Annotated in this window: 23 protein-coding genes; 10 read left to right on the forward strand and 13 right to left on the reverse strand. The window is 60.8% G+C overall.

Going from position 1 to position 16,196, the window contains the following annotated elements:
• The 3 genes from EOA22_RS06940 to EOA22_RS06950 form a co-directional block, all read right to left on the reverse strand.
• A partial coding sequence (locus tag EOA22_RS06940; protein ID WP_164755293.1) for a molybdopterin cofactor-binding domain-containing protein occupies positions 1–1,356 on the reverse strand: 1,356 nt, incomplete at its 3' end.
• Positions 1,357–1,359: 3 nt separating this feature from the next.
• Positions 1,360–2,382 carry a xanthine dehydrogenase family protein subunit M gene (locus tag EOA22_RS06945; RefSeq protein ID WP_127389895.1) on the reverse strand — a complete coding sequence of 341 codons (1,023 nt, stop codon included), beginning with the start codon at positions 2,380–2,382 and terminating at the stop codon, positions 1,360–1,362.
• A 1-nt stretch (position 2,383) separates the two neighbouring features.
• A complete protein-coding gene (locus tag EOA22_RS06950) occupies positions 2,384–3,001 on the reverse strand; it encodes a (2Fe-2S)-binding protein (protein WP_013531562.1) in 618 nt (205 codons plus the stop codon).
• A gap of 181 nt (positions 3,002–3,182) precedes the next feature.
• Here EOA22_RS06950 and EOA22_RS06955 point away from each other — a divergent pair, with 181 nt between their 5' ends.
• From EOA22_RS06955 to EOA22_RS06975, 5 genes are all read left to right on the forward strand, one after another.
• A complete protein-coding gene (locus tag EOA22_RS06955; RefSeq protein ID WP_082826673.1) occupies positions 3,183–3,353 on the forward strand; it encodes a hypothetical protein in 171 nt (56 codons plus the stop codon).
• A gap of 99 nt (positions 3,354–3,452) precedes the next feature.
• Positions 3,453–4,628 (forward strand): HlyD family secretion protein, encoded by a 1,176-nt coding sequence (locus EOA22_RS06960; protein ID WP_244514300.1) that lies wholly within the window; start codon positions 3,453–3,455, stop codon positions 4,626–4,628.
• Positions 4,629–4,639: 11 nt separating this feature from the next.
• A complete protein-coding gene (locus EOA22_RS06965; RefSeq protein WP_082826674.1) occupies positions 4,640–6,220 on the forward strand; it encodes a DHA2 family efflux MFS transporter permease subunit in 1,581 nt (526 codons plus the stop codon).
• 117 nt (positions 6,221–6,337) lie between these two features.
• On the forward strand, positions 6,338–6,655 hold the full coding sequence (locus EOA22_RS06970; RefSeq protein WP_127389898.1) for a plasmid stabilization protein: 318 nt from the start codon (positions 6,338–6,340) through the stop codon (positions 6,653–6,655).
• 44 nt (positions 6,656–6,699) lie between these two features.
• On the forward strand, positions 6,700–7,143 hold the full coding sequence (locus tag EOA22_RS06975) for a PPC domain-containing DNA-binding protein (protein ID WP_027161655.1): 444 nt from the start codon (positions 6,700–6,702) through the stop codon (positions 7,141–7,143).
• A gap of 23 nt (positions 7,144–7,166) precedes the next feature.
• Here EOA22_RS06975 and EOA22_RS06980 read toward each other — a convergent pair whose 3' ends face one another.
• Together EOA22_RS06980 and EOA22_RS06985 are read right to left on the reverse strand one after the other, a co-directional pair.
• Positions 7,167–8,441, reverse strand: a complete 1,275-nt coding sequence (locus tag EOA22_RS06980) for a DUF763 domain-containing protein (RefSeq protein WP_063168023.1) — start codon at positions 8,439–8,441, stop codon at positions 7,167–7,169.
• A gap of 100 nt (positions 8,442–8,541) precedes the next feature.
• The gene (locus tag EOA22_RS06985; protein WP_063168024.1) at positions 8,542–9,150 is read right to left on the reverse strand and encodes a cysteine hydrolase; all 609 of its coding nucleotides are present in this window, start codon (positions 9,148–9,150) and stop codon (positions 8,542–8,544) included.
• Between the two features lie 200 nt (positions 9,151–9,350).
• On the opposite strand from EOA22_RS06985, the gene EOA22_RS06990 reads away from it, so the two are divergent.
• Together EOA22_RS06990 and EOA22_RS06995 are read left to right on the forward strand one after the other, a co-directional pair.
• Positions 9,351–9,746 carry a GFA family protein gene (locus EOA22_RS06990; protein WP_027161657.1) on the forward strand — a complete coding sequence of 132 codons (396 nt, stop codon included), beginning with the start codon at positions 9,351–9,353 and terminating at the stop codon, positions 9,744–9,746.
• Positions 9,747–9,770: 24 nt separating this feature from the next.
• The gene (locus EOA22_RS06995) at positions 9,771–10,190 is read left to right on the forward strand and encodes an HD domain-containing protein (RefSeq protein ID WP_027161658.1); all 420 of its coding nucleotides are present in this window, start codon (positions 9,771–9,773) and stop codon (positions 10,188–10,190) included.
• 43 nt (positions 10,191–10,233) lie between these two features.
• Here the strand turns inward: EOA22_RS06995 and EOA22_RS07000 are convergent, their stop codons facing one another.
• The 4 genes from EOA22_RS07000 to EOA22_RS07015 form a co-directional block, all read right to left on the reverse strand.
• Positions 10,234–10,644: a DUF427 domain-containing protein gene (locus EOA22_RS07000; RefSeq protein WP_127389896.1), complete on the reverse strand. Its 411-nt coding sequence runs from the start codon at positions 10,642–10,644 to the stop codon at positions 10,234–10,236.
• A gap of 123 nt (positions 10,645–10,767) precedes the next feature.
• Entirely contained in the window at positions 10,768–11,664 is an 897-nt protein-coding gene (locus EOA22_RS07005; protein WP_063168025.1) for an alpha/beta hydrolase, read from the reverse strand.
• The gene (locus EOA22_RS07010; RefSeq protein WP_013531552.1) at positions 11,661–11,837 is read right to left on the reverse strand and encodes a hypothetical protein; all 177 of its coding nucleotides are present in this window, start codon (positions 11,835–11,837) and stop codon (positions 11,661–11,663) included. Before EOA22_RS07010 ends, EOA22_RS07005 begins: the two co-directional genes overlap by 4 nt.
• A gap of 89 nt (positions 11,838–11,926) precedes the next feature.
• On the reverse strand, positions 11,927–12,121 hold the full coding sequence (locus EOA22_RS07015) for a DUF2934 domain-containing protein (RefSeq protein ID WP_013531551.1): 195 nt from the start codon (positions 12,119–12,121) through the stop codon (positions 11,927–11,929).
• Positions 12,122–12,415: 294 nt separating this feature from the next.
• Here EOA22_RS07015 and EOA22_RS07020 point away from each other — a divergent pair, with 294 nt between their 5' ends.
• A complete protein-coding gene (locus EOA22_RS07020) occupies positions 12,416–12,673 on the forward strand; it encodes a hypothetical protein (RefSeq protein WP_013531550.1) in 258 nt (85 codons plus the stop codon).
• 10 nt (positions 12,674–12,683) lie between these two features.
• Here the strand turns inward: EOA22_RS07020 and EOA22_RS07025 are convergent, their stop codons facing one another.
• Positions 12,684–12,920, reverse strand: coding sequence for a hypothetical protein (locus EOA22_RS07025; RefSeq protein ID WP_013531549.1), 237 nt, complete (start codon positions 12,918–12,920; stop codon positions 12,684–12,686).
• A 91-nt stretch (positions 12,921–13,011) separates the two neighbouring features.
• On the reverse strand, positions 13,012–13,464 hold the full coding sequence (locus EOA22_RS07030; RefSeq protein ID WP_013531548.1) for a membrane protein: 453 nt from the start codon (positions 13,462–13,464) through the stop codon (positions 13,012–13,014).
• 193 nt (positions 13,465–13,657) lie between these two features.
• On the opposite strand from EOA22_RS07030, the gene EOA22_RS07035 reads away from it, so the two are divergent.
• Complete coding sequence (locus EOA22_RS07035; protein WP_127389897.1) at positions 13,658–14,263, forward strand: DUF1236 domain-containing protein; 606 nt, start codon at positions 13,658–13,660, stop codon at positions 14,261–14,263.
• Positions 14,264–14,391: 128 nt separating this feature from the next.
• On the opposite strand, the gene EOA22_RS07040 is transcribed toward EOA22_RS07035, so the two are convergent.
• Both EOA22_RS07040 and EOA22_RS07045 read right to left on the reverse strand, forming a co-directional pair.
• Positions 14,392–14,556, reverse strand: coding sequence for a DUF3309 family protein (locus EOA22_RS07040; protein ID WP_013531546.1), 165 nt, complete (start codon positions 14,554–14,556; stop codon positions 14,392–14,394).
• Between the two features lie 156 nt (positions 14,557–14,712).
• Entirely contained in the window at positions 14,713–15,330 is a 618-nt protein-coding gene (locus tag EOA22_RS07045) for an NAD(P)H-dependent oxidoreductase (RefSeq protein WP_013531545.1), read from the reverse strand.
• A 307-nt stretch (positions 15,331–15,637) separates the two neighbouring features.
• Here EOA22_RS07045 and EOA22_RS07050 point away from each other — a divergent pair.
• Positions 15,638–16,196: alpha/beta hydrolase (locus EOA22_RS07050; protein WP_164755295.1), on the forward strand; the 559-nt coding region annotated here is incomplete at its 3' end.

A 16,196-nucleotide genomic window follows, 5' to 3' on the forward strand; every position in this document is an offset into this window, starting at 1 on the left:
AACCCGGGCCGCGCAGGGCGCGGCGGCAGTCGGATAGATCGCCGTCGCACAGCCCATCCCGACCAGCCAGTCGCCGTCGCGCATCGAGCCGACCTTGGGATCGCGCTTCGACCAGCCAAAGGCCTCCGACGCCTGGTCGTAGCACTTGATGAGTGAGCGGCTGGAAAATGGCTTGCCTCCGATGGGCTCCTTCTCCGGTTCATTGATGCGACGAAACTCGACAGGATCCATGCCGAGGGCCACGGCCATTTCGTCCATGGCGTTTTCCAGCGCGTAGACATAAGGCGTCTCCGGCGGCGATCGCATGTAGCCAGGCGTGTTGCGGTCGGCATGAACCAGCGAAACATGCGTCAGAACGGCGCCGTAATTGTACATGCGCGCGGTGGCGGACGTGCCGCCGACGACATAAGGGTCGGGGCGTGACGTCACCTCCCAGGCCTCATGTCCGAACGCCGTGATGCGGCCGTCCTTGCCGGCGCCCATGCGGATCCGATGCCGCGTTTCGGCGCGATAGGTCTGCGTACCGAAGGCTTGCATGCGATTGACGACGCAACGAACCGGGCGGCCAATGCGTCGCGCCGCGACGGCAACGATAGCGGTGCGTGCCGTCATCGGCCCCTTGGAGCCGAAGGCGCCGCCGATATAGGGACTGACGATCCGCACATTGGCCGGATCGAGCTTCAGCTGGCGTGCCAGTTCCACCTTCCAGCCGGTAACGTTCTGGCTGGGCTCGTGTATGGTCAACTGGTCGCCTTGCCATATTGCGGTGGTCGAAAACAGTTCGATCGGATTGTGATGCTGGGTCGGTGTCGAATATTTTTCGTCGATCTTTACCGTCGCATCCGCCCAGGCGGCATCGAAATCACCGGCCTTCGCATCCTCCTTGAACATAGGGTTTTTGCCGGCAGCCGGCTCCATCTTCACGCCCTTGGAATCAAAGCTGGCGGCGGGCCGTTCGTCCTCATAGTCGGCGCGGATCAACATTGCGGCTTCCTCCGCCGCCTCGAAGGTCTCGGCAACCACCAGAGCGATGATCTGACCGTCGTGAAAAACCGTCTTGTCGTGCAAAGGCCCGATCGAACTTGCGCCGGTGTTGCCGAATTTCGGCGTGTCGGTCTTGTCCATATCGTCATAGGTGACGATGTCCAGCACACCGGGTACGGCCCGGGCGTCTTTCGTGTGAAGTCCCGAAACCTTGCCCCGGGCAATGCTGCTGGTGGCAAGGGCACCGTAGGCGACGTTGGCCGTGACGATGTCGGCGGGATAGCCGGCCTGTCCGGTAACTTTTAGCCGGGCGTCAATGCGGACAACCGGATCGCCCTGGTTTTCCCTGGGGGCGGGTGCAGCTTGGTTCATGGCTCAGCCCTTCATATCCCGGGTTTCGAGCAGCGCCCGCACCAGCGTGCGCTTGCCGAGCGGTATCTTGAATGCGTTATGCTCGCGCGGTCTGGCATCGGCGAAGGCAGCCTCGGCAGCCTCTTGCGCCGCGGCTTCGTCAAGCACTTTGCCCTGTAGCGCGTCCTCTGCTTCGCGCGCCCGCCACGGCACCGTCGCCACACCACCAAGCGCAATGCGCGCACTCCTTACCGTCTCGCCATCCATGTCGAGCGCAACAGCCGCGGACGCCAACGCAAACGCGTAGGATTCGCGATCACGAATCTTCAGATAGCGCGACCGGCTGCTCCACCGTTCGAGCCGCACTTCGATGGCGGTTATGAGCTTGTCGGCGGCGAGATCCGTCTCGATGTCGGGCGTGTCGCCCGGCCGTTTGTGCAGCTTGGCAAATGCAAGCGTGCGCCTTCCCCGCGGACCTTCGATCTCGACGGTGGCATCGAGCGCAACCAGCGCCTGCGCGAAATCGCCGTGATACGTGGCGATGCAGGCATCGCTCGTACCCAGCACGGCGTGTTGGCGATTGGACCCTTCCATCGCAGCGCAACCGGAGCCGGGTTCGCGCTTGTTGCACGGCCAGGAAATCTCTCGAAAATACTCGCAGCGCGTACGTTGCAGCACATTGCCGCCCAGGCTCGCCATGTTGCGAAGCTGACCGCTGGCGGCGAATTTCAGGCTGTCGGCAAGGGCGGGGCAACGCCGCCGGACGTCATCGTTGTCGGCTGCTTCACCCATGCGGACCAGTGCACCAAACCGGATCGTGTTATCGTTTATCCTGATCTGCCGCAAGGCTGGCTCGGCAAGAGTGTTGAGGTCAAGCAGTCGGTCCGGCCGCGCGACACCGAGCTTCATGTAGTCGGCCAGATTGGTGCCGCCGGCGATGAATTGCGTGTCGGCGCCGGTTGGCGGAACGCGCACGGCATCGACACGGGATGCCATGGCGATTGCAGCGGAGACGCTGGTTGGTCTTTCATAAACGAAGGGGCGCATCCTAAGCCCTCCTGATCTCGTCGCGCGCCTGGACGATCGCCGCAACGATGTTGGGATACGCCGCACAGCGACATAGATTGCCGCTCATATATTCGCGAATGTCATCTTCCGATCCAGCATGGCCTTCGTTGATGCAACCGATTGCGGACATGATCTGACCCGGTGTGCAATAGCCGCATTGAAAGGCATCGTGGTCGACGAAGGCCTGCTGGACCGGATGCAGTTCCCCGTCCGTCGAGGCCAGGCCTTCCACCGTTGTGATCTCCCGCCCCTGGTTCATGACGGCAAAGCTCAAGCAGGACAGTACCCGCTTTCCATCGATCAGAACCGTGCAGGCGCCGCACTGACCGTGATCGCAACCTTTCTTGGTGCCGGTCAGGCCGACGTGGTCGCGCAGAGCGTCAAGCAGGCTGGTTCGATTGTCGAGCGCGAGATTGTAGGTCTGTTTGTTGATACGCATTGAAACCGCCGACAAGTCGCGCGGTTCGGCTGGCTTTGCGGACGCTGGCTGGGCAGCTCTCGTCGGGGAATTCACAAGCGGCATCGCCGCCGCCGCCGAAACAGAGGCCGTCATGAACATGCGTCTGCTCAGGCCACTGGACATCTTGGCATCGGGCATGGCTGGCTCCGGGCTGGCTGGGTCTCAAGCGGCCCAAACCAGTCGCGGAGGACAAAGTTCCCTCCTCACGAGCCTGTGATCCTTTTTCTGCTGGCGGGATCGATATAACCGGAACCTCGCCTGTCGAGCGATGGTTGTGTGCCAAGAGCCGGTGTGTGCCAAGGGCCGGAAGGAGGCGATCATGAGCGATGGTCGGCATGACAAGGACGGTGACAATGGACCTGTGTTCTCTGCGGAGCAGGCGAGACAGGGCGAGATCATCCTGCGAACGCGCACGCGTCGGGTTATGTTCATAGCCGGCTTGGTCGGTATCGTGATCCTGGCCATCGTGGTCAGGTTGGCAATCGGCTGAACCAATTCCGCCAGGCGCGAAACCGTGCCCGGTCGCCAGGAACCTTTTACGACCAGTTGTCGTTGACTGGCCACGGTCAAAACTCCTGGGAGTTCTCCCGTGGACGCGAAAACCCAAACCGAAGAATCTGAAACCGGCGACACGCACGCCACGTCACGCAGGGCCACCTCAGAGGCGGCGCCAAAGCACCGGAGAGACGTCGGTCAGGAGCACAAGCAGGATAAGCAGGCCGGAGAACCAAAGCCCAGCCTGCTGAGCTTCCCTCGGCGGCACCCTTACATATCCATCGCCATCCTGCTCGCAGTGCTGCTGATTGCCGTAGGGCTGGTCTTGTGGTGGCTGGACGCGCGTCAGTATGAATCGACCGACGATGCTTTCATCGACGCCCGCACGGTGACGATCGGTGCCGAGATATCGGGTCGTATCACCGATGTCGCGGTCACCGACAACCAGTCTGTGAAAGCCGGCGACGTGCTCTTGCGCATCGACGACAGCGACTATCAGGCAAGCCTGGCGGAAGCCGACGCCGGTGTGGCCTCGGCGCAGGCCGAGATCGTCGATGTCGGTGCACAGATCGAAGCACAAAACGCCAAGATCGATGCGGCACAGAAGCAGGTGGCGCAGGCCCAGGCCGCGCTCGAGTTTGCCAAAGCGGAGGACAAGCGCAACCGTGAGCTGCTGGCCAAGGGAACCTCCACCCAACAGCAGGCGGAACAGGCCGCTTCTACCCTGCGCCAGGACCAGGCCGCCCTCGACAGCGCCGGAGCAAACGTGGCAGCCGCGAAAAGCCAGGTCACTGTTCTGCAAGCACAGACCAAGAGCGCGCAAGCAAAGCTCAATCAAGCCAAGGCCAGCCAGGAGCAGGCCCGCACCATGCTGTCGCGCACCATCATAACCGCGCCTGTCGCCGGTCGCGCCACCAGTATCACGGCCGCCAAGGGCACCTACGCCCAGCCTGGTCAGGTGCTGATGATGTTCGTTCCCGACGAGGTCTGGGTGAAGGCTAATTTCAAGGAGACCCAGCTTGATCTGATGCGGCCGGGACAGCCCGTCGACATCGATATCGACGCCTATCCCGAAAAGAACTTCCACGGCCGCGTCGACAGCATCCAGGCGGGCAGTGGCACCGCCTTCAGCCTGCTGCCGGCCGAGAATGCCACCGGCAACTTCGTCAAGGTGGTGCAGCGCGTGCCCGTGAAGATCGTCTTCGACCGACCGCCGGGCGTGCTGCTGGGTCCAGGCCTGTCGGTGGTGCCGACAGTCAAGGTGAGATGAGCGCCGTCGAAATGGCTGGTGAACGGAGCGAAACCCGGTCCGCCGCCGGCGGGCGCAATCCGTGGCTGATCGCAGTCGTCGTCTCGATCGCCACCTTCATGCTGGTGCTCGACACCTCGATCGCCAACGTGGCGCTGCGCAACATCGCCGGCAGCCTCGCGGCCGGGATGGACGAAAGCACCTGGGTGATCACCACCTATCTGGTCGCGAATTCCGTGATCATCCCGGTTAGCGGCTGGTTGGCCAGCGTCATCGGCCGCAAGCGTTACTACATGCTTTGCGTGGCGATCTTCACCATAGCGTCGCTGCTGTGCGGCCTGGCGCCCAATCTGGAAATGCTCATCGTCTTCAGGATCCTGCAAGGCCTCGGGGGCGGCGGCATGGCACCCAGCGAACAATCCATTCTCGCCGACACCTTTCCACCCGAAAAACGCTCCCAGGCATTTGCTCTTTACGGCATTGCCGTCATCGTCGCACCGACAGTCGGGCCGACCATCGGCGGTTGGCTGACCGACCATTTCTCCTGGCACTGGATATTCTTCATCAATGTCCCGTTCGGCATCATGTCGCTTGCCTTGGTGCAGTGGCTGGTGGTCGAGCCTGATGTGCTCGAGCGCGAACGGCAGGAACGGTTGAAGGGCGGCCTCAGAATAGACTGGGTCGGTTTCATCCTGGTCGCCACGGCACTCGGCTGCCTGGAGATCTTTCTCGATGAGGGCCAGCGCAACGACTGGTTCGCATCAGGTTTCATCGTGACCTTCGCGGCGATTTCGGCGGTCTCATTTCTGCTGCTGATCCCGTGGGAATTCAGTCACCGCGATCCGATCGTCGACGTCCGCCTGCTGTTCAGCCGCCAGTTCGGCACATCGTTCCTGGTGATGATGGCAGTGGGCGCCGTGCTGTTCAGCACCACCCAGTTGATGCCGCAACTGCAGCAGACCGCCTTCAACTATACGGCGACCCTGTCGGGCCTGTCGATGATGCCGGGTGGCATCGCAATGTTGATGCTTATGCCGATTTCCGGATTTGCCGGCGCCATCGTCCAGCCCAAATACCTGATCATGGCAGGCATGTCCGTCGTCGCTGTCGCGCTCTGGCATATGACATCGCTCACCCCGGACGTCAGTTTCGGCTTCTTTGCCTTCGCGCGCATCTTCCTGATGATCGGTTTGCCCTTCCTGTTCATCCCCATCTCGACGGCGGCTTACGTCGGTCTTGCTCCGCAGCAGACGAACCAGGCGTCGGCACTCATCAACGTTGCCCGTAACATCGGCGGAAGCATCGGTGTGTCGCTGTCCAACACGGTGATAGCCCAGAACGCGCAAATCCATCAGGCAAACCTCGTCGGCCACACGGCACAGTCGTCACCGGCCTACCAGCAGGTTCTGCGTCAGGCGACCGAGCACTTCGTGGCTCAAGGCTCGCCGATGATCGACGCAAAACAGCAGGCGCTCGGCTGGATAGGACAGTTGATAGCGCGGCAGGCCTCATTGCTCGCCTATATCGATGTCTTTCGATATTGCGCGGTAGCGACCGCACTGCTCGTTCCTCTCGCCTTGCTGCTGCGCTCTCCCCGGCCCGAAAAGCGTTAGCTCGCGCCGCGGCGGTGTATGGCGCTGCCCCGCCATGCGGCCTCGGCTTCGCGAACTTATGTTGGAACCACCGCGTCGGGTCGACGTTCAGCCCTTGTTCAACAGGAGGAGCTGGCCATGCCACGAGGCGACAAATCGAAGTACACTGACAAGCAGGAGCGTAAAGCCGACCACATTGCCGAAGGTTATGAGAAGCGCGGGGTTTCCGACAAGGAGGCAGAGCGGCGCGCATGTGCAACCGTCAACAAGGACGATGGCGGTGGCAAGAAGGAAGGCGGTTCGGGCCGCGGCAAACACACGGGCCATCCGGCGGCGCACAAAGGCGGCAAAAGCGGCGGCAAGGCATCGGCATCACGGTCTGCCGCAAGCCGATCGGAATCGGCAAAGAAAGCTGCAGCGACCCGCAAGCGCAATGCGGAACACCGTGCCCATTGATCTGACGGCGGCGCTCAATGGGGCCGAACGATGGAAGGACAGGGATGAAATCGCAGCTCGTCAATGAGATCGGCGGACAAAGGACATTTGTCCTGGTGCTCGACCCAGGCGAAGAAGCGTTCGCGGCACTGACCGCCTTCGCGGTCGACCAGAAGATCGGCAGCGCGTCCCTGACCGCCATAGGGGCTTTCGAAAAAGCCACCGTGGGCTGGTTTGATCCGGACGCGAAGACCTACCGCAAAATCCCTATCGACGAACAGTGCGAGGTTCTGAGCGCGATCGGCGATGTCGCACTGGGTGATGACGATAAGCCCAGCCTGCACGTCCATGCGGTGCTGGGATTGAGCGATGGCACCACCCGGGGTGGACATCTGCTTGATGGCATCGTTCGGCCAACGCTCGAAATCACCCTGGTGGAAGCGCCCGGCCATCTGCGCCGCAGCAAGCGCCCGGATCTCGGTGTCGCGCTCATCGATCTGGACGATTGATCTACAGCCGCTCTAGCTCGTTCTCAGGCCTTCTTGCTCCGCTCAGCAGGTGCTGTGTCCGGGGCCGCTTCCCACCCGAACACGCTGCGCCCGCCAAGCAGATGCGACTGGTCGAATTCTCCCGCGACAATTTCCTTCAGGCTGAGGCCGGTGACGTATCGTTCGACTTGCCGCGACTGATCGTCGAGCCGCCTCAAGGCGCCGATTTCTTCATCGCGACCGAGCTTTGCCTTTTGCACGGCCGACTTCAGCACGCCGATCGTCTCGTCATAGACCTTAAGCGGCACAGGGAACGGGTGCCTGTCCTTGCCGCCATGCGCCAGCGAGAAGCGGCCGGGATCGGAAAAGCGGCAAGGCGCGCCATGCACCACCTCGGCAACGAGGGCCAGCGCGCGCACCGTGCGCGCGCCGACGCCGGGGACCAGAAGGAGCTCGGCGAAATCGGTGGGACCGCGGTCCGCGGCGGCGGCGATATTGCCGTGAAGACGATGCATGACGACATCGCTTTCGCGAACGTCGTGATGGGCCGGCATGACCAAATGCGGCAGCAGCGGCTGCTCCGGTTCCTGCCGGCGCCTCGGCTCCGCGCAACGCTCCAATGCTGCAAGCTCGCCCAGGATGCGATCGGGTCCGAGCTCCTGCAAAAGGTTCAGTTGCCCTTGGCGCGACGCGTCGGCGCGCCTGTCGGTCAGGTTGACGATCTCGCCTTGATTGATGCCCTCGATGGCGGCATGCGGCTGGTCGACAAAACTCTTGAGCCCCTCGGAGAGCCAATGGTAGCGGCGCGCCACCTTGCTGTCACCGTTCATGCCTTGCTGCACCACGACCCAGCGACCGTCATCGGTGACGATGAAACCATGCAGGTAAAGATCGAAACCGTCCTGGACTGCGGCGCTGTCGACCTTGGCGACAAGACGGCTGACGGTGGCCAGGCCCGCTCCGTCAAAGCCGACGCGTTGGCCGATGGCTTCGAGTTCATGCGGGGTTTTTCGCGAATGCGCGCCGCGACCACCGCAGACATGAATGCCGAGCTCGCCGGAAAGCGGCGTGAGGCCACGCTTCAAAGCGCCCACGACGCTGGTCGTGATCCCCGACGAATGCCAATCCATGCCCATGACAGCACCAAAGGACTGGAACCAGAACGGATGCGCCAGCCGTCGCAGCAGTTCGTCTCGACCATAGTGATGAATGATCGCTTCGCACATCACGGCGCCAAGACGCGTCATGCGGTCGCCGAGCCATTTTGGCACGCGCCCGCCATGGAGTGGAAGATCAGCACTTCCCGATCGTTGCGTCACGTCTGCTATCCGTTCTGGTGTCCGTTATTCTCTTAACAGATAGGCAGCCAAACCGCGCAAGGAAGCATGGACACTTTCCGCCGAGCCGAGTTGGCGAACGTCAAGTCCAGTTCGAGAGAACCGTTTCCATCTCAACCGTCTCGACCTGCTGCGCGAAACGTTGGTGGTAAACGGTCAGCAGTGCGTCGTGGGTTGAATCGGAAGAACTGCATAGCGCGTCCGTGACGAGAACCACGCGATAGCCGAAATCGATGGCTCCGAGCACCGTGGCCAGAACGCAAACATCCGTTTCGCCACCGGTGATGACGAGCGTATCGATGCCGCGCTCCACCAGGAAGGCTCTGAGGCGCCCTTCGAACCAGGGCGAGTAGATGTGCTTGTCGATGATCGCCGCTGGCGGGCAGTAGCCGGCTAAAGACGGCAACAGTTCGGTCATTTCAGGCCCGATCGTCTCGATCGTCTGTGAAGCCCAGCGCTCATAATAGCGCTTCCAGGTGCCGACGCCCTGCCCCGGCTTCTTGGCTGGCAGGAAGCGTGTAAAGACCGTCTGCGGCGCGCGTCTTTCGACCAGCGTCTCGATCTGCGGGAGAACCCGGGTGATCCAGGGTGTTGCCCATTGAGACGGCTCGGCAAACAGCCGCTGCATGTCCACGCAGACATGCATGCATCGATCGCCCAGGGGACCGTATGCCAGCCCCGGCATCGACATCAGTGCGTCTCCGACCGGCCAAGCATTCCTGACTCCTCATTTTGCCAGCAAAGACACGCAACGCCGCGCGCAAGCACTGGTTCCTGAGATAGCCAACAGGAACCGACGCAAATGACCGGCGTTTTCGCTGTGATGAATGGAGGTGCTCGCATGAGACCGCGCGAGAGGCGTTGGAGCCGCAAGTCAACCGGGGCGCCAAAATGGAACTGAGCGGAGGATGTCTCTGCGGCACGATCCGCTTCCGCGTTGGAAGCGAACCGAGAGTGCATTACTGCCATTGTGATATGTGCCGGCGAGCGACCGGCAGTGCGTTCGCGGTTCTGGCCTGGGTGCCTTCCCAAAGCGTGACCTGGACCGATGCGACGCCGACCTATCGCAGGTCTTCGCCGATTGCCTGCAGGGGGTTTTGCTCCGCCTGCGGATCGCCGCTCAGCCTCGCCTATGACGCATCGCCGGGAGAGATCGCGCTTCATGTCGGAACGTTCGACGATCCGGCTCGCCTGGAGCCGCGCTACAATTATGGATCGAGGCAGCGACTTGGCTGGGTTTGCTGCGGAATGGACCTGCCGCACCACGACACCGAGGAGCGATGGTGAAACCATGTCTGAAGGGGAAGCCTGATGAGCATGTTTTACCGGGCGGCCAAGATTGCCGAAGAGGTCCACCAGGCACAGCGCGACAAGACCGGGCGACCTTATATCGAGCACTGTCGCCGTGTCGTTGACGCGGTCGAAACCAAGGATCAGAAGGTCGTCGCCTATCTCCATGACGTCCTGGAAAAGGGCGAAGGCTGGGACCGGACCAGGTTGGAAGAGGCCGGTTTTGGCCCGACGATCGCGTCGGCCGTCGACGCCATGTCGCGTAGGGACGGCGAGGATTACTTCGCGTTCGTGCGACGAGCGGCATCGAATCCATTGGCGCTGCCGGTGAAGCGCGCGGATCTGGCGGACAATATCTGGCAGGCACGACAGGCCGGGGCATCAACCGTCAGATACGAGGAGGCACTACGCATCCTTGATGAAGAGTTTCCACGCGGTTAGCACCTGCCTTGAATTTCAGCTCGCGCCGATGAGAACGGGCAATCTACTCCGTGACGTGGGGCGTATGCCTTCTGTCCTCCGCGGGCTCGACATCGATGCGCGCCTTTTCCGGATCGAATGCACCATGACGTGCAATGGCCCGCGCCGCGGTTTCAGGCGTCTCGTACGCCCACATGAAATCGTCAGCCGAGCTGCCCACGGCATGGACGCGCCAGTAGCTCGCGGTACCTTTCAAAGGGGAGCGGCTGGTGGTGTTCGTTTTTTCGAAAAGGTCAAAATAGGTGTCTTCGAAAGGAATATAGAACACGGGCTCATGTCCTTCTTCCTGAAGCACTTTCGCCCGTTCCGTGGCAGCGACTATGGCGTCGGAAAATCGTACCGTCACCGTGCCCGCAAACGGTTCTATGGCCAACTGGCCAGCATGGTGTCTTGAGATTGCGCCTGAAGCTTGCATCCAAATTCTCCCTGGCTGCCGATTGATTGCGAGACCGCATTTCGGTTCGTCATGCATGGAGACGAAATGCGCGGCGATGCGTCAGGTTCCGGCCTTTACTATGGGGTCGATGGCGCCCCTCCTTCAGCGCTTGCCATGGCTATCGAGAAACGCAGCCAACATTCGCGAAACCTGATCAGAAGCCTCACGCGTCGGGAAGTGTCCGATGCCATCCAGCACCACCCGCCTGTAGAACGCGGTGAAATGCTCTTCGAGCCCCTCTGAAGACTGGGCAAACACAACGCGGTCGTCACCACCGTGAAGCGTCAGGATCGGCACGGTGATGATCTTGACCGTTGCTTGCCGGCGGGCGAGTTCAGCATAACGCGGATCGGGCTCGGCCTCTTCCCACCGGACCCGATAGGAATGCAACGTCACATCCGCCCAGTCAGGATTTTCGAACGAGCTCGCAACGCCATCGAAAATGGCGTCGTCGAACCAGCCTAATGGACCCCAGCTGTCCCACTGATACCTGGCGAATTCCTTGCCGTTCTTTCGTACGAACTCGGCGCCCCGTGCGGTCGCCATGAACCATTGATACCAAAATGCTTTCGCCTGTTCGGGCGTCGGCGTTGCTGGTTTGCCTGGTTGCCAGCCGAGGGACAGCGCAGCGCAGCACTTGATGCGGTCCGGAAAAACCGACGCGAGCAGATAGGATATCCGAGCGCCCCAATCATGTCCGACAACTGCAAAGCGGCTGATGCCAAGCGCATCTGCAAAATCCAGCACATCCTGCGCCATCGCGGCAATCTCGCCCGAGCGCATGGTTTCTTTCGACAGGAACGATGTCGGCCCAAAGCCTCGCAACCAAGGGGAAAACGTCCGGAAGCCAGCTTCATGAAGCATCGGCGAAATACGAGCGTATGTCGTCGCGTCGTCGGGCCAGCCATGCAGCAGGATAACCGGGGCGCCGTCCTGCGGTCCACCATCGAGATAGGCGACGCGCAGCAGAGGTGTGTCGCAATGTGAGACGGAGTTCATTTGCTCTGAGGCACCGTAGCTGGCTGGTCGCCGCCAGTCGTGGGGCCTGGTCTGGCGGCCTGATCAACCTGTGGGTTCTTGTTGCTGGTGGCTTTCATCGGCTCGGTGTTGTTGTCGCAGGCGCCGAGCGCAAGGGCAGCGGCCAAGACCAGGAATGAAAAGAACCTCTTCATCGAAACCTCCTCTGGTTGATGCCCGGCAAACGAGGTTCCGCCAATTTGGTTGCCCGACCGGGGTCCTCAAGACGCCATGGGATTGCCGATCAACGCTTCGAGCTATTGGAATCGGCCGCAACTGTCGGGTCAGGCAGAACCGGGCCACGTTCAGTCTCCGAACCCTCAGCTTCGATCTCCTGCACGGCCCGATCCCAGTGCTCCTGCTCGCGGCCTACCGGCCGGCCCTCTTGTTCCCAGATTTCATAGGCCCGTCGTTTGATCTTTTCTTCCCTGCTGTCCATGGCTAGATCCTCCAATTCGTCAGTCTCAATTCCGGGCCATATTTTTTGTTCCTCCTCTGTCGGCAACAGCCGCTGCCGGATTTCGGGAAGGCCCTTGTGGATTGCATGGGATGACCGGCTTGGTAAATTTCGTACCGATATTTTTTCGTGACACACCTATGCTCGCAGTTTTATGAATCAGGATATCGGCCAGCGCCGAGCACGTCCCTCTCCGATCCCACTGCCCGGCGCTCAACGCCGGATCGCTCGTCGCATCGACATGGCGGGCTGTTGCTTCGATTGGAGGTGACGCTCATGCGGGAATTGCCGAAAGACATCGACGCCGATGTGGTCATCGAAATCAGCAAGCTGCTGGACGACAGCCCGCTTTTCGTCCCGGTGCGGGTTCATGAACTTGCGGCCAGGGTGAGGCAGAGGGTGAAGACCGGCCTGCCAGACCTTTCGATTGAAGAACTGATCGTGGAGATGGCCTCCGTACGTCAGCTGGCCATGGCCTTTGATCTGCCTGGATCGGAGAATGTCGTGCAAATCCCGGTGCGGTATCGCCGCTAGCACTGCGACATCAAACGCTCCATCCGGAGGTCAGAACAAGCGACGCCTCAAACATCTGCGCACCGATCTCATCGCGTACCTTGACGGTTATCTTGACGAAATCGCAGTCGGGCATTTCGTCTTGGGCGACATCCTGCAAAATACGAATTGCTTCCGCTCTGGCTTGTTCCCGGGATTCGAACAGCTGCCCGTCATCGTCGGGTACCGTGCCGTCACCGTTTTGAAGATCAAAATAGTACCGTTTCATTTTTCCTGCCGCGCTGGAACATCTGGCGTTTCAATGATTCCGCTTCATGGTGGTTCCTGCCCGCTGGCCGTGCTGGTGACGACGTGGTCGTTCAACGCACCGCAGGGCGAAGCGCCGATATGAAAAGCACCAGCAACGCCAAGGCGTTGAGGCCTGCGGCGATGGCATGCGAATACTCCCATTGGCGCCGCAGCAGCTCCCAGTTTTCAGGGAGGACAGTCCAGTTCCGGGTCGCCTGATTGATTGGATAGGTCAGCGTCCAGAAGGCAAACTGCGTGGCGCCGATGCTTAGAAAGGCGACAACAACCAAGCCGAAAGATGCGCTCGCTCGATAGAGCAGGATCGCCAGGGCGGCCGTGGAGAGCAATGCTCCCAGCACCACGATGCCGAACAGGCTCCATCCATCATAGGCGCGCTGCGCAGCCAGATAGTTTGGCCCGTCGAGCTTCATCTTGTTGAACATAGCGAAGAAATGCGCGGCGGCCGGAGCGAAAGCCAGGGCAACGAAAATGAAGCTGACCACTCTCAGACTATAGATTGCCATGTCGGTCTCCTCTCCGGAGACAGCTAGGGCAATCGCCAAGGTTGAAAAGGTCGCTTTAACGGCGGCTTCCGCCCGCGATCGTATGATCTCAAGCGGGGTCGTTTTTTAGCACTCACGCATCTATCTCGGAACATTTTTTTTGGGTGCTGGTTCTACCCAGTGAAGGGACGAACCTTACCCAGGGAGATTTCCCATGAAACGTGTTCTCATTACCAGCATGCTGGCCATCGGGCTCGGCTGTGGAACGGCGGCGGCTCAGACACAACAGACCGAAAGCCAATCTGGCGCAGACGCCAACTGCGCTTCCGGGCAGGCTGACTGCCAGAACGGCTCCAAGATGGGCGAGCAGGCCCAGGGCAAAGCCAAGCTGAAGACCGACGAGCAGGCTCAGGGCAAGGCCGGCACCACCACCGACCAGCAGGCCCAGGGCAAGGCCAAGATGCAGACCGACGAGCAGGCTCAGGGCAAGACCGGCACCACCACCGACCAGCAGGCCCAGGGCAAGGCCTCGACACAGGATACGACGTCGACCGGTTCCATCAACAACGTGACGGTGGAGCAGAAAACCCAAGTCACTCAGATTATCCGGGAGACGAAGGTCGAGCCTGTGTCCAATGTCAATTTTGACATCAGCGTCGGCGTCGAAGTTCCGCGGCACAAGGTCAGGCTGCATCGGCTGCCGGCTCGTATCGTCAAGATCGTTCCCGCTTACGAAAGCTACGAGTATTTCGTGCTTGCGGACGGTCGGATCGTCATCGTTGATCCGGATACGTTCAAGATCGTGCTGATTTTGACCTGATATGTCCGACGAGTGGTCCGCCCTCCAGAGGGCGGACCGTCATTGCCGGACTGCTATGGATTCAAAGCAACTCCGAAGAGAACCGCAAGCGGCAGGTGATACAATCTGCCACCGCATGGCGGACTCGGCTAGAGACGCCCGAGCACGACCAGGATTATGACTATAAGCAGCAGAAGACCGAGGCCGCCGCCCCCGTAATAGCCGGTGCCGTAGAATGGCCCGCCGCCAAGTCCACTAAAGCCGCCAAGCAATGCGATAATCAGAATGATGATAAGAATTGTGCCGAGACCCATGACTTGCTCTCCTGTTTGCGGCTTCGCGCCGTGTAGACGGAGCGGCGGTCGCCGGCTGATGAGAATATGAACTCGCTACAAGCCTTCCTGTTCCCGATTGAGACCTCATCGACGCTGCAATGTCTGGCCGCTCAAAGTTGTTTAGGCGAACAAAGGTCATCCCGAGACGCCCGAATAGCCCTGGTCTTTCAGCAATCCAGCGAGATGGGCGGCGTTTGAGGCTGCCATTTCGATCGCACCCGAGACTTTTTCCGGAGTTGCCGGCAGGTCGACATAGTTGACGTCCTCCATCGCCTCGCCAACCCAGTAGACCCCGCCATTGGCCGGGATGGTGAAGCCGACATCGTTCAATGCCTGAAAGCATTCCGCGTGGCAGTGATGCGCACCGTCCTCATTACCGACGATGGCCACCAGGGCCACCTTTCCTGCTGCCGGCATTCGCCCTCTGTCATCCGTCTCCTCGAGAAAGGCATCCATCCGCTCCAGGACGCGCTTGGCCACACTCGAGGGCTGGCCAAGCCAGATCGGAAGCCCGAGCACGAAGATGTCGGCCGCCAGTATCTTCTTTCTGAGTTTCGGCCAATCGTCGCCCTCGCCCATGTCGGAGAGCACGCCGGGCTTGATATCGTGGCTGAGCGCACGCACGATCTCGCCCTTCACATCGTATTGCATCAACGCCGCCAGGACATCGGCGAGCAACCGATCGGTGGAGGATTTTTCCCTGTCGTTCGAAGCTTTGAGCGAGCAATTGAGTGCGAAGGCCGTAAGCGGCATGTGAATCTCCCTGCATTGTCCTAATTGCAAACCGCCGCGACGACTTCGCGACTGCCCATTCGCCCGTTGCGGGATCGCCCGGCATTCTAACGCCAGGGTTAAATGCTTGTTCCGCAGGCGGACCAACAGGGCCGGTGGATGGCCCCCTCCTCCCACTTGGTGACGGTCGAGCCGGCTCAGAAAGCGGGCTGGTCCTTGAGCACAGACGTTGGAGAACGGACAGCGGCGAGCGACGCAGATTGAACTGGTGGGGCAACCTATTCGTTCGCTCTTCGTTTTCTTCTGAGTTCCCGAAAATGGATAGACGATGCTCGTCCAGACCCTCGAAGCAGGCGATATGCAGCTGGCGGTATCCACGGCCGGCGATCCGCGCCGACCGGCCTTGATCCTTCTGCACGGCTGGCCCCATTCCCGGAAAATCTATGATGGTGTGCTCGATGAACTCGGCACGCGATACTTTACGCTGGCTTTCGATCTTCCGGAGATCGGTGAATCGCGTGGCACTCCGCCGTCGGCGGAAAAGAAGGTTCTTGCCGATATTGTGATTTCAGCCGCCGAGGCGCTTGGGGCCAAATCCATCGTCGTTGCAGGCTTCGATGTGGGCGGCATGATTGCCTTCGCTGCTGCTCGCCATCATGGCGGTCGCATCGTCGGCGCGGTGCCGATGAATACGGTTATCCCCGGCCTTCATCCATGGACGAAGGTAGTCGCAAACCCGGGCATCTGGCACTTTGCGTTTCATGCGGTGCCTGAGTTACCGGAGTTGCTGGTGACGGGCCATCAACGCGCCTACTTCGATTTTTTCTTCGATCTGCTCGCCGGCCGTCCCGAAGCATTGACCAATGAAATGCGGGAGACGTTGACGC

This window comes from Mesorhizobium sp. M7A.F.Ca.US.014.04.1.1 (assembly GCF_003998745.1).
GTDB classification, from domain to species: domain Bacteria; phylum Pseudomonadota; class Alphaproteobacteria; order Rhizobiales; family Rhizobiaceae; genus Mesorhizobium; species Mesorhizobium ciceri.

Coding starts and splice junctions, on each gene's coding strand:
- EOA22_RS06970 (WP_127389898.1), top strand. CDS start 6,338: ATGCCACGAGGCGACAAATCGAAGTACACTGACAAGCAGGAGCGTAAA.
- EOA22_RS06995 (WP_027161658.1), top strand. CDS start 9,771: ATGAGCATGTTTTACCGGGCGGCCAAGATTGCCGAAGAGGTCCACCAG.
- EOA22_RS07005 (WP_063168025.1), bottom strand. CDS start 11,664: ATGAACTCCGTCTCACATTGCGACACACCTCTGCTGCGCGTCGCCTAT.
- EOA22_RS06945 (WP_127389895.1), bottom strand. CDS start 2,382: ATGCGCCCCTTCGTTTATGAAAGACCAACCAGCGTCTCCGCTGCAATC.
- EOA22_RS07015 (WP_013531551.1), bottom strand. CDS start 12,121: ATGGACAGCAGGGAAGAAAAGATCAAACGACGGGCCTATGAAATCTGG.
- EOA22_RS07045 (WP_013531545.1), bottom strand. CDS start 15,330: ATGCCGCTTACGGCCTTCGCACTCAATTGCTCGCTCAAAGCTTCGAAC.
- EOA22_RS07020 (WP_013531550.1), top strand. CDS start 12,416: ATGCGGGAATTGCCGAAAGACATCGACGCCGATGTGGTCATCGAAATC.
- EOA22_RS06975 (WP_027161655.1), top strand. CDS start 6,700: ATGAAATCGCAGCTCGTCAATGAGATCGGCGGACAAAGGACATTTGTC.
- EOA22_RS07040 (WP_013531546.1), bottom strand. CDS start 14,556: ATGGGTCTCGGCACAATTCTTATCATCATTCTGATTATCGCATTGCTT.
- EOA22_RS07025 (WP_013531549.1), bottom strand. CDS start 12,920: ATGAAACGGTACTATTTTGATCTTCAAAACGGTGACGGCACGGTACCC.
- EOA22_RS07010 (WP_013531552.1), bottom strand. CDS start 11,837: ATGAAGAGGTTCTTTTCATTCCTGGTCTTGGCCGCTGCCCTTGCGCTC.
- EOA22_RS07000 (WP_127389896.1), bottom strand. CDS start 10,644: ATGCAAGCTTCAGGCGCAATCTCAAGACACCATGCTGGCCAGTTGGCC.
- EOA22_RS07035 (WP_127389897.1), top strand. CDS start 13,658: ATGAAACGTGTTCTCATTACCAGCATGCTGGCCATCGGGCTCGGCTGT.
- EOA22_RS06950 (WP_013531562.1), bottom strand. CDS start 3,001: ATGCCCGATGCCAAGATGTCCAGTGGCCTGAGCAGACGCATGTTCATG.
- EOA22_RS06965 (WP_082826674.1), top strand. CDS start 4,640: ATGGCTGGTGAACGGAGCGAAACCCGGTCCGCCGCCGGCGGGCGCAAT.
- EOA22_RS07030 (WP_013531548.1), bottom strand. CDS start 13,464: ATGGCAATCTATAGTCTGAGAGTGGTCAGCTTCATTTTCGTTGCCCTG.
- EOA22_RS06990 (WP_027161657.1), top strand. CDS start 9,351: ATGGAACTGAGCGGAGGATGTCTCTGCGGCACGATCCGCTTCCGCGTT.
- EOA22_RS06985 (WP_063168024.1), bottom strand. CDS start 9,150: ATGTCGATGCCGGGGCTGGCATACGGTCCCCTGGGCGATCGATGCATG.
- EOA22_RS06955 (WP_082826673.1), top strand. CDS start 3,183: ATGAGCGATGGTCGGCATGACAAGGACGGTGACAATGGACCTGTGTTC.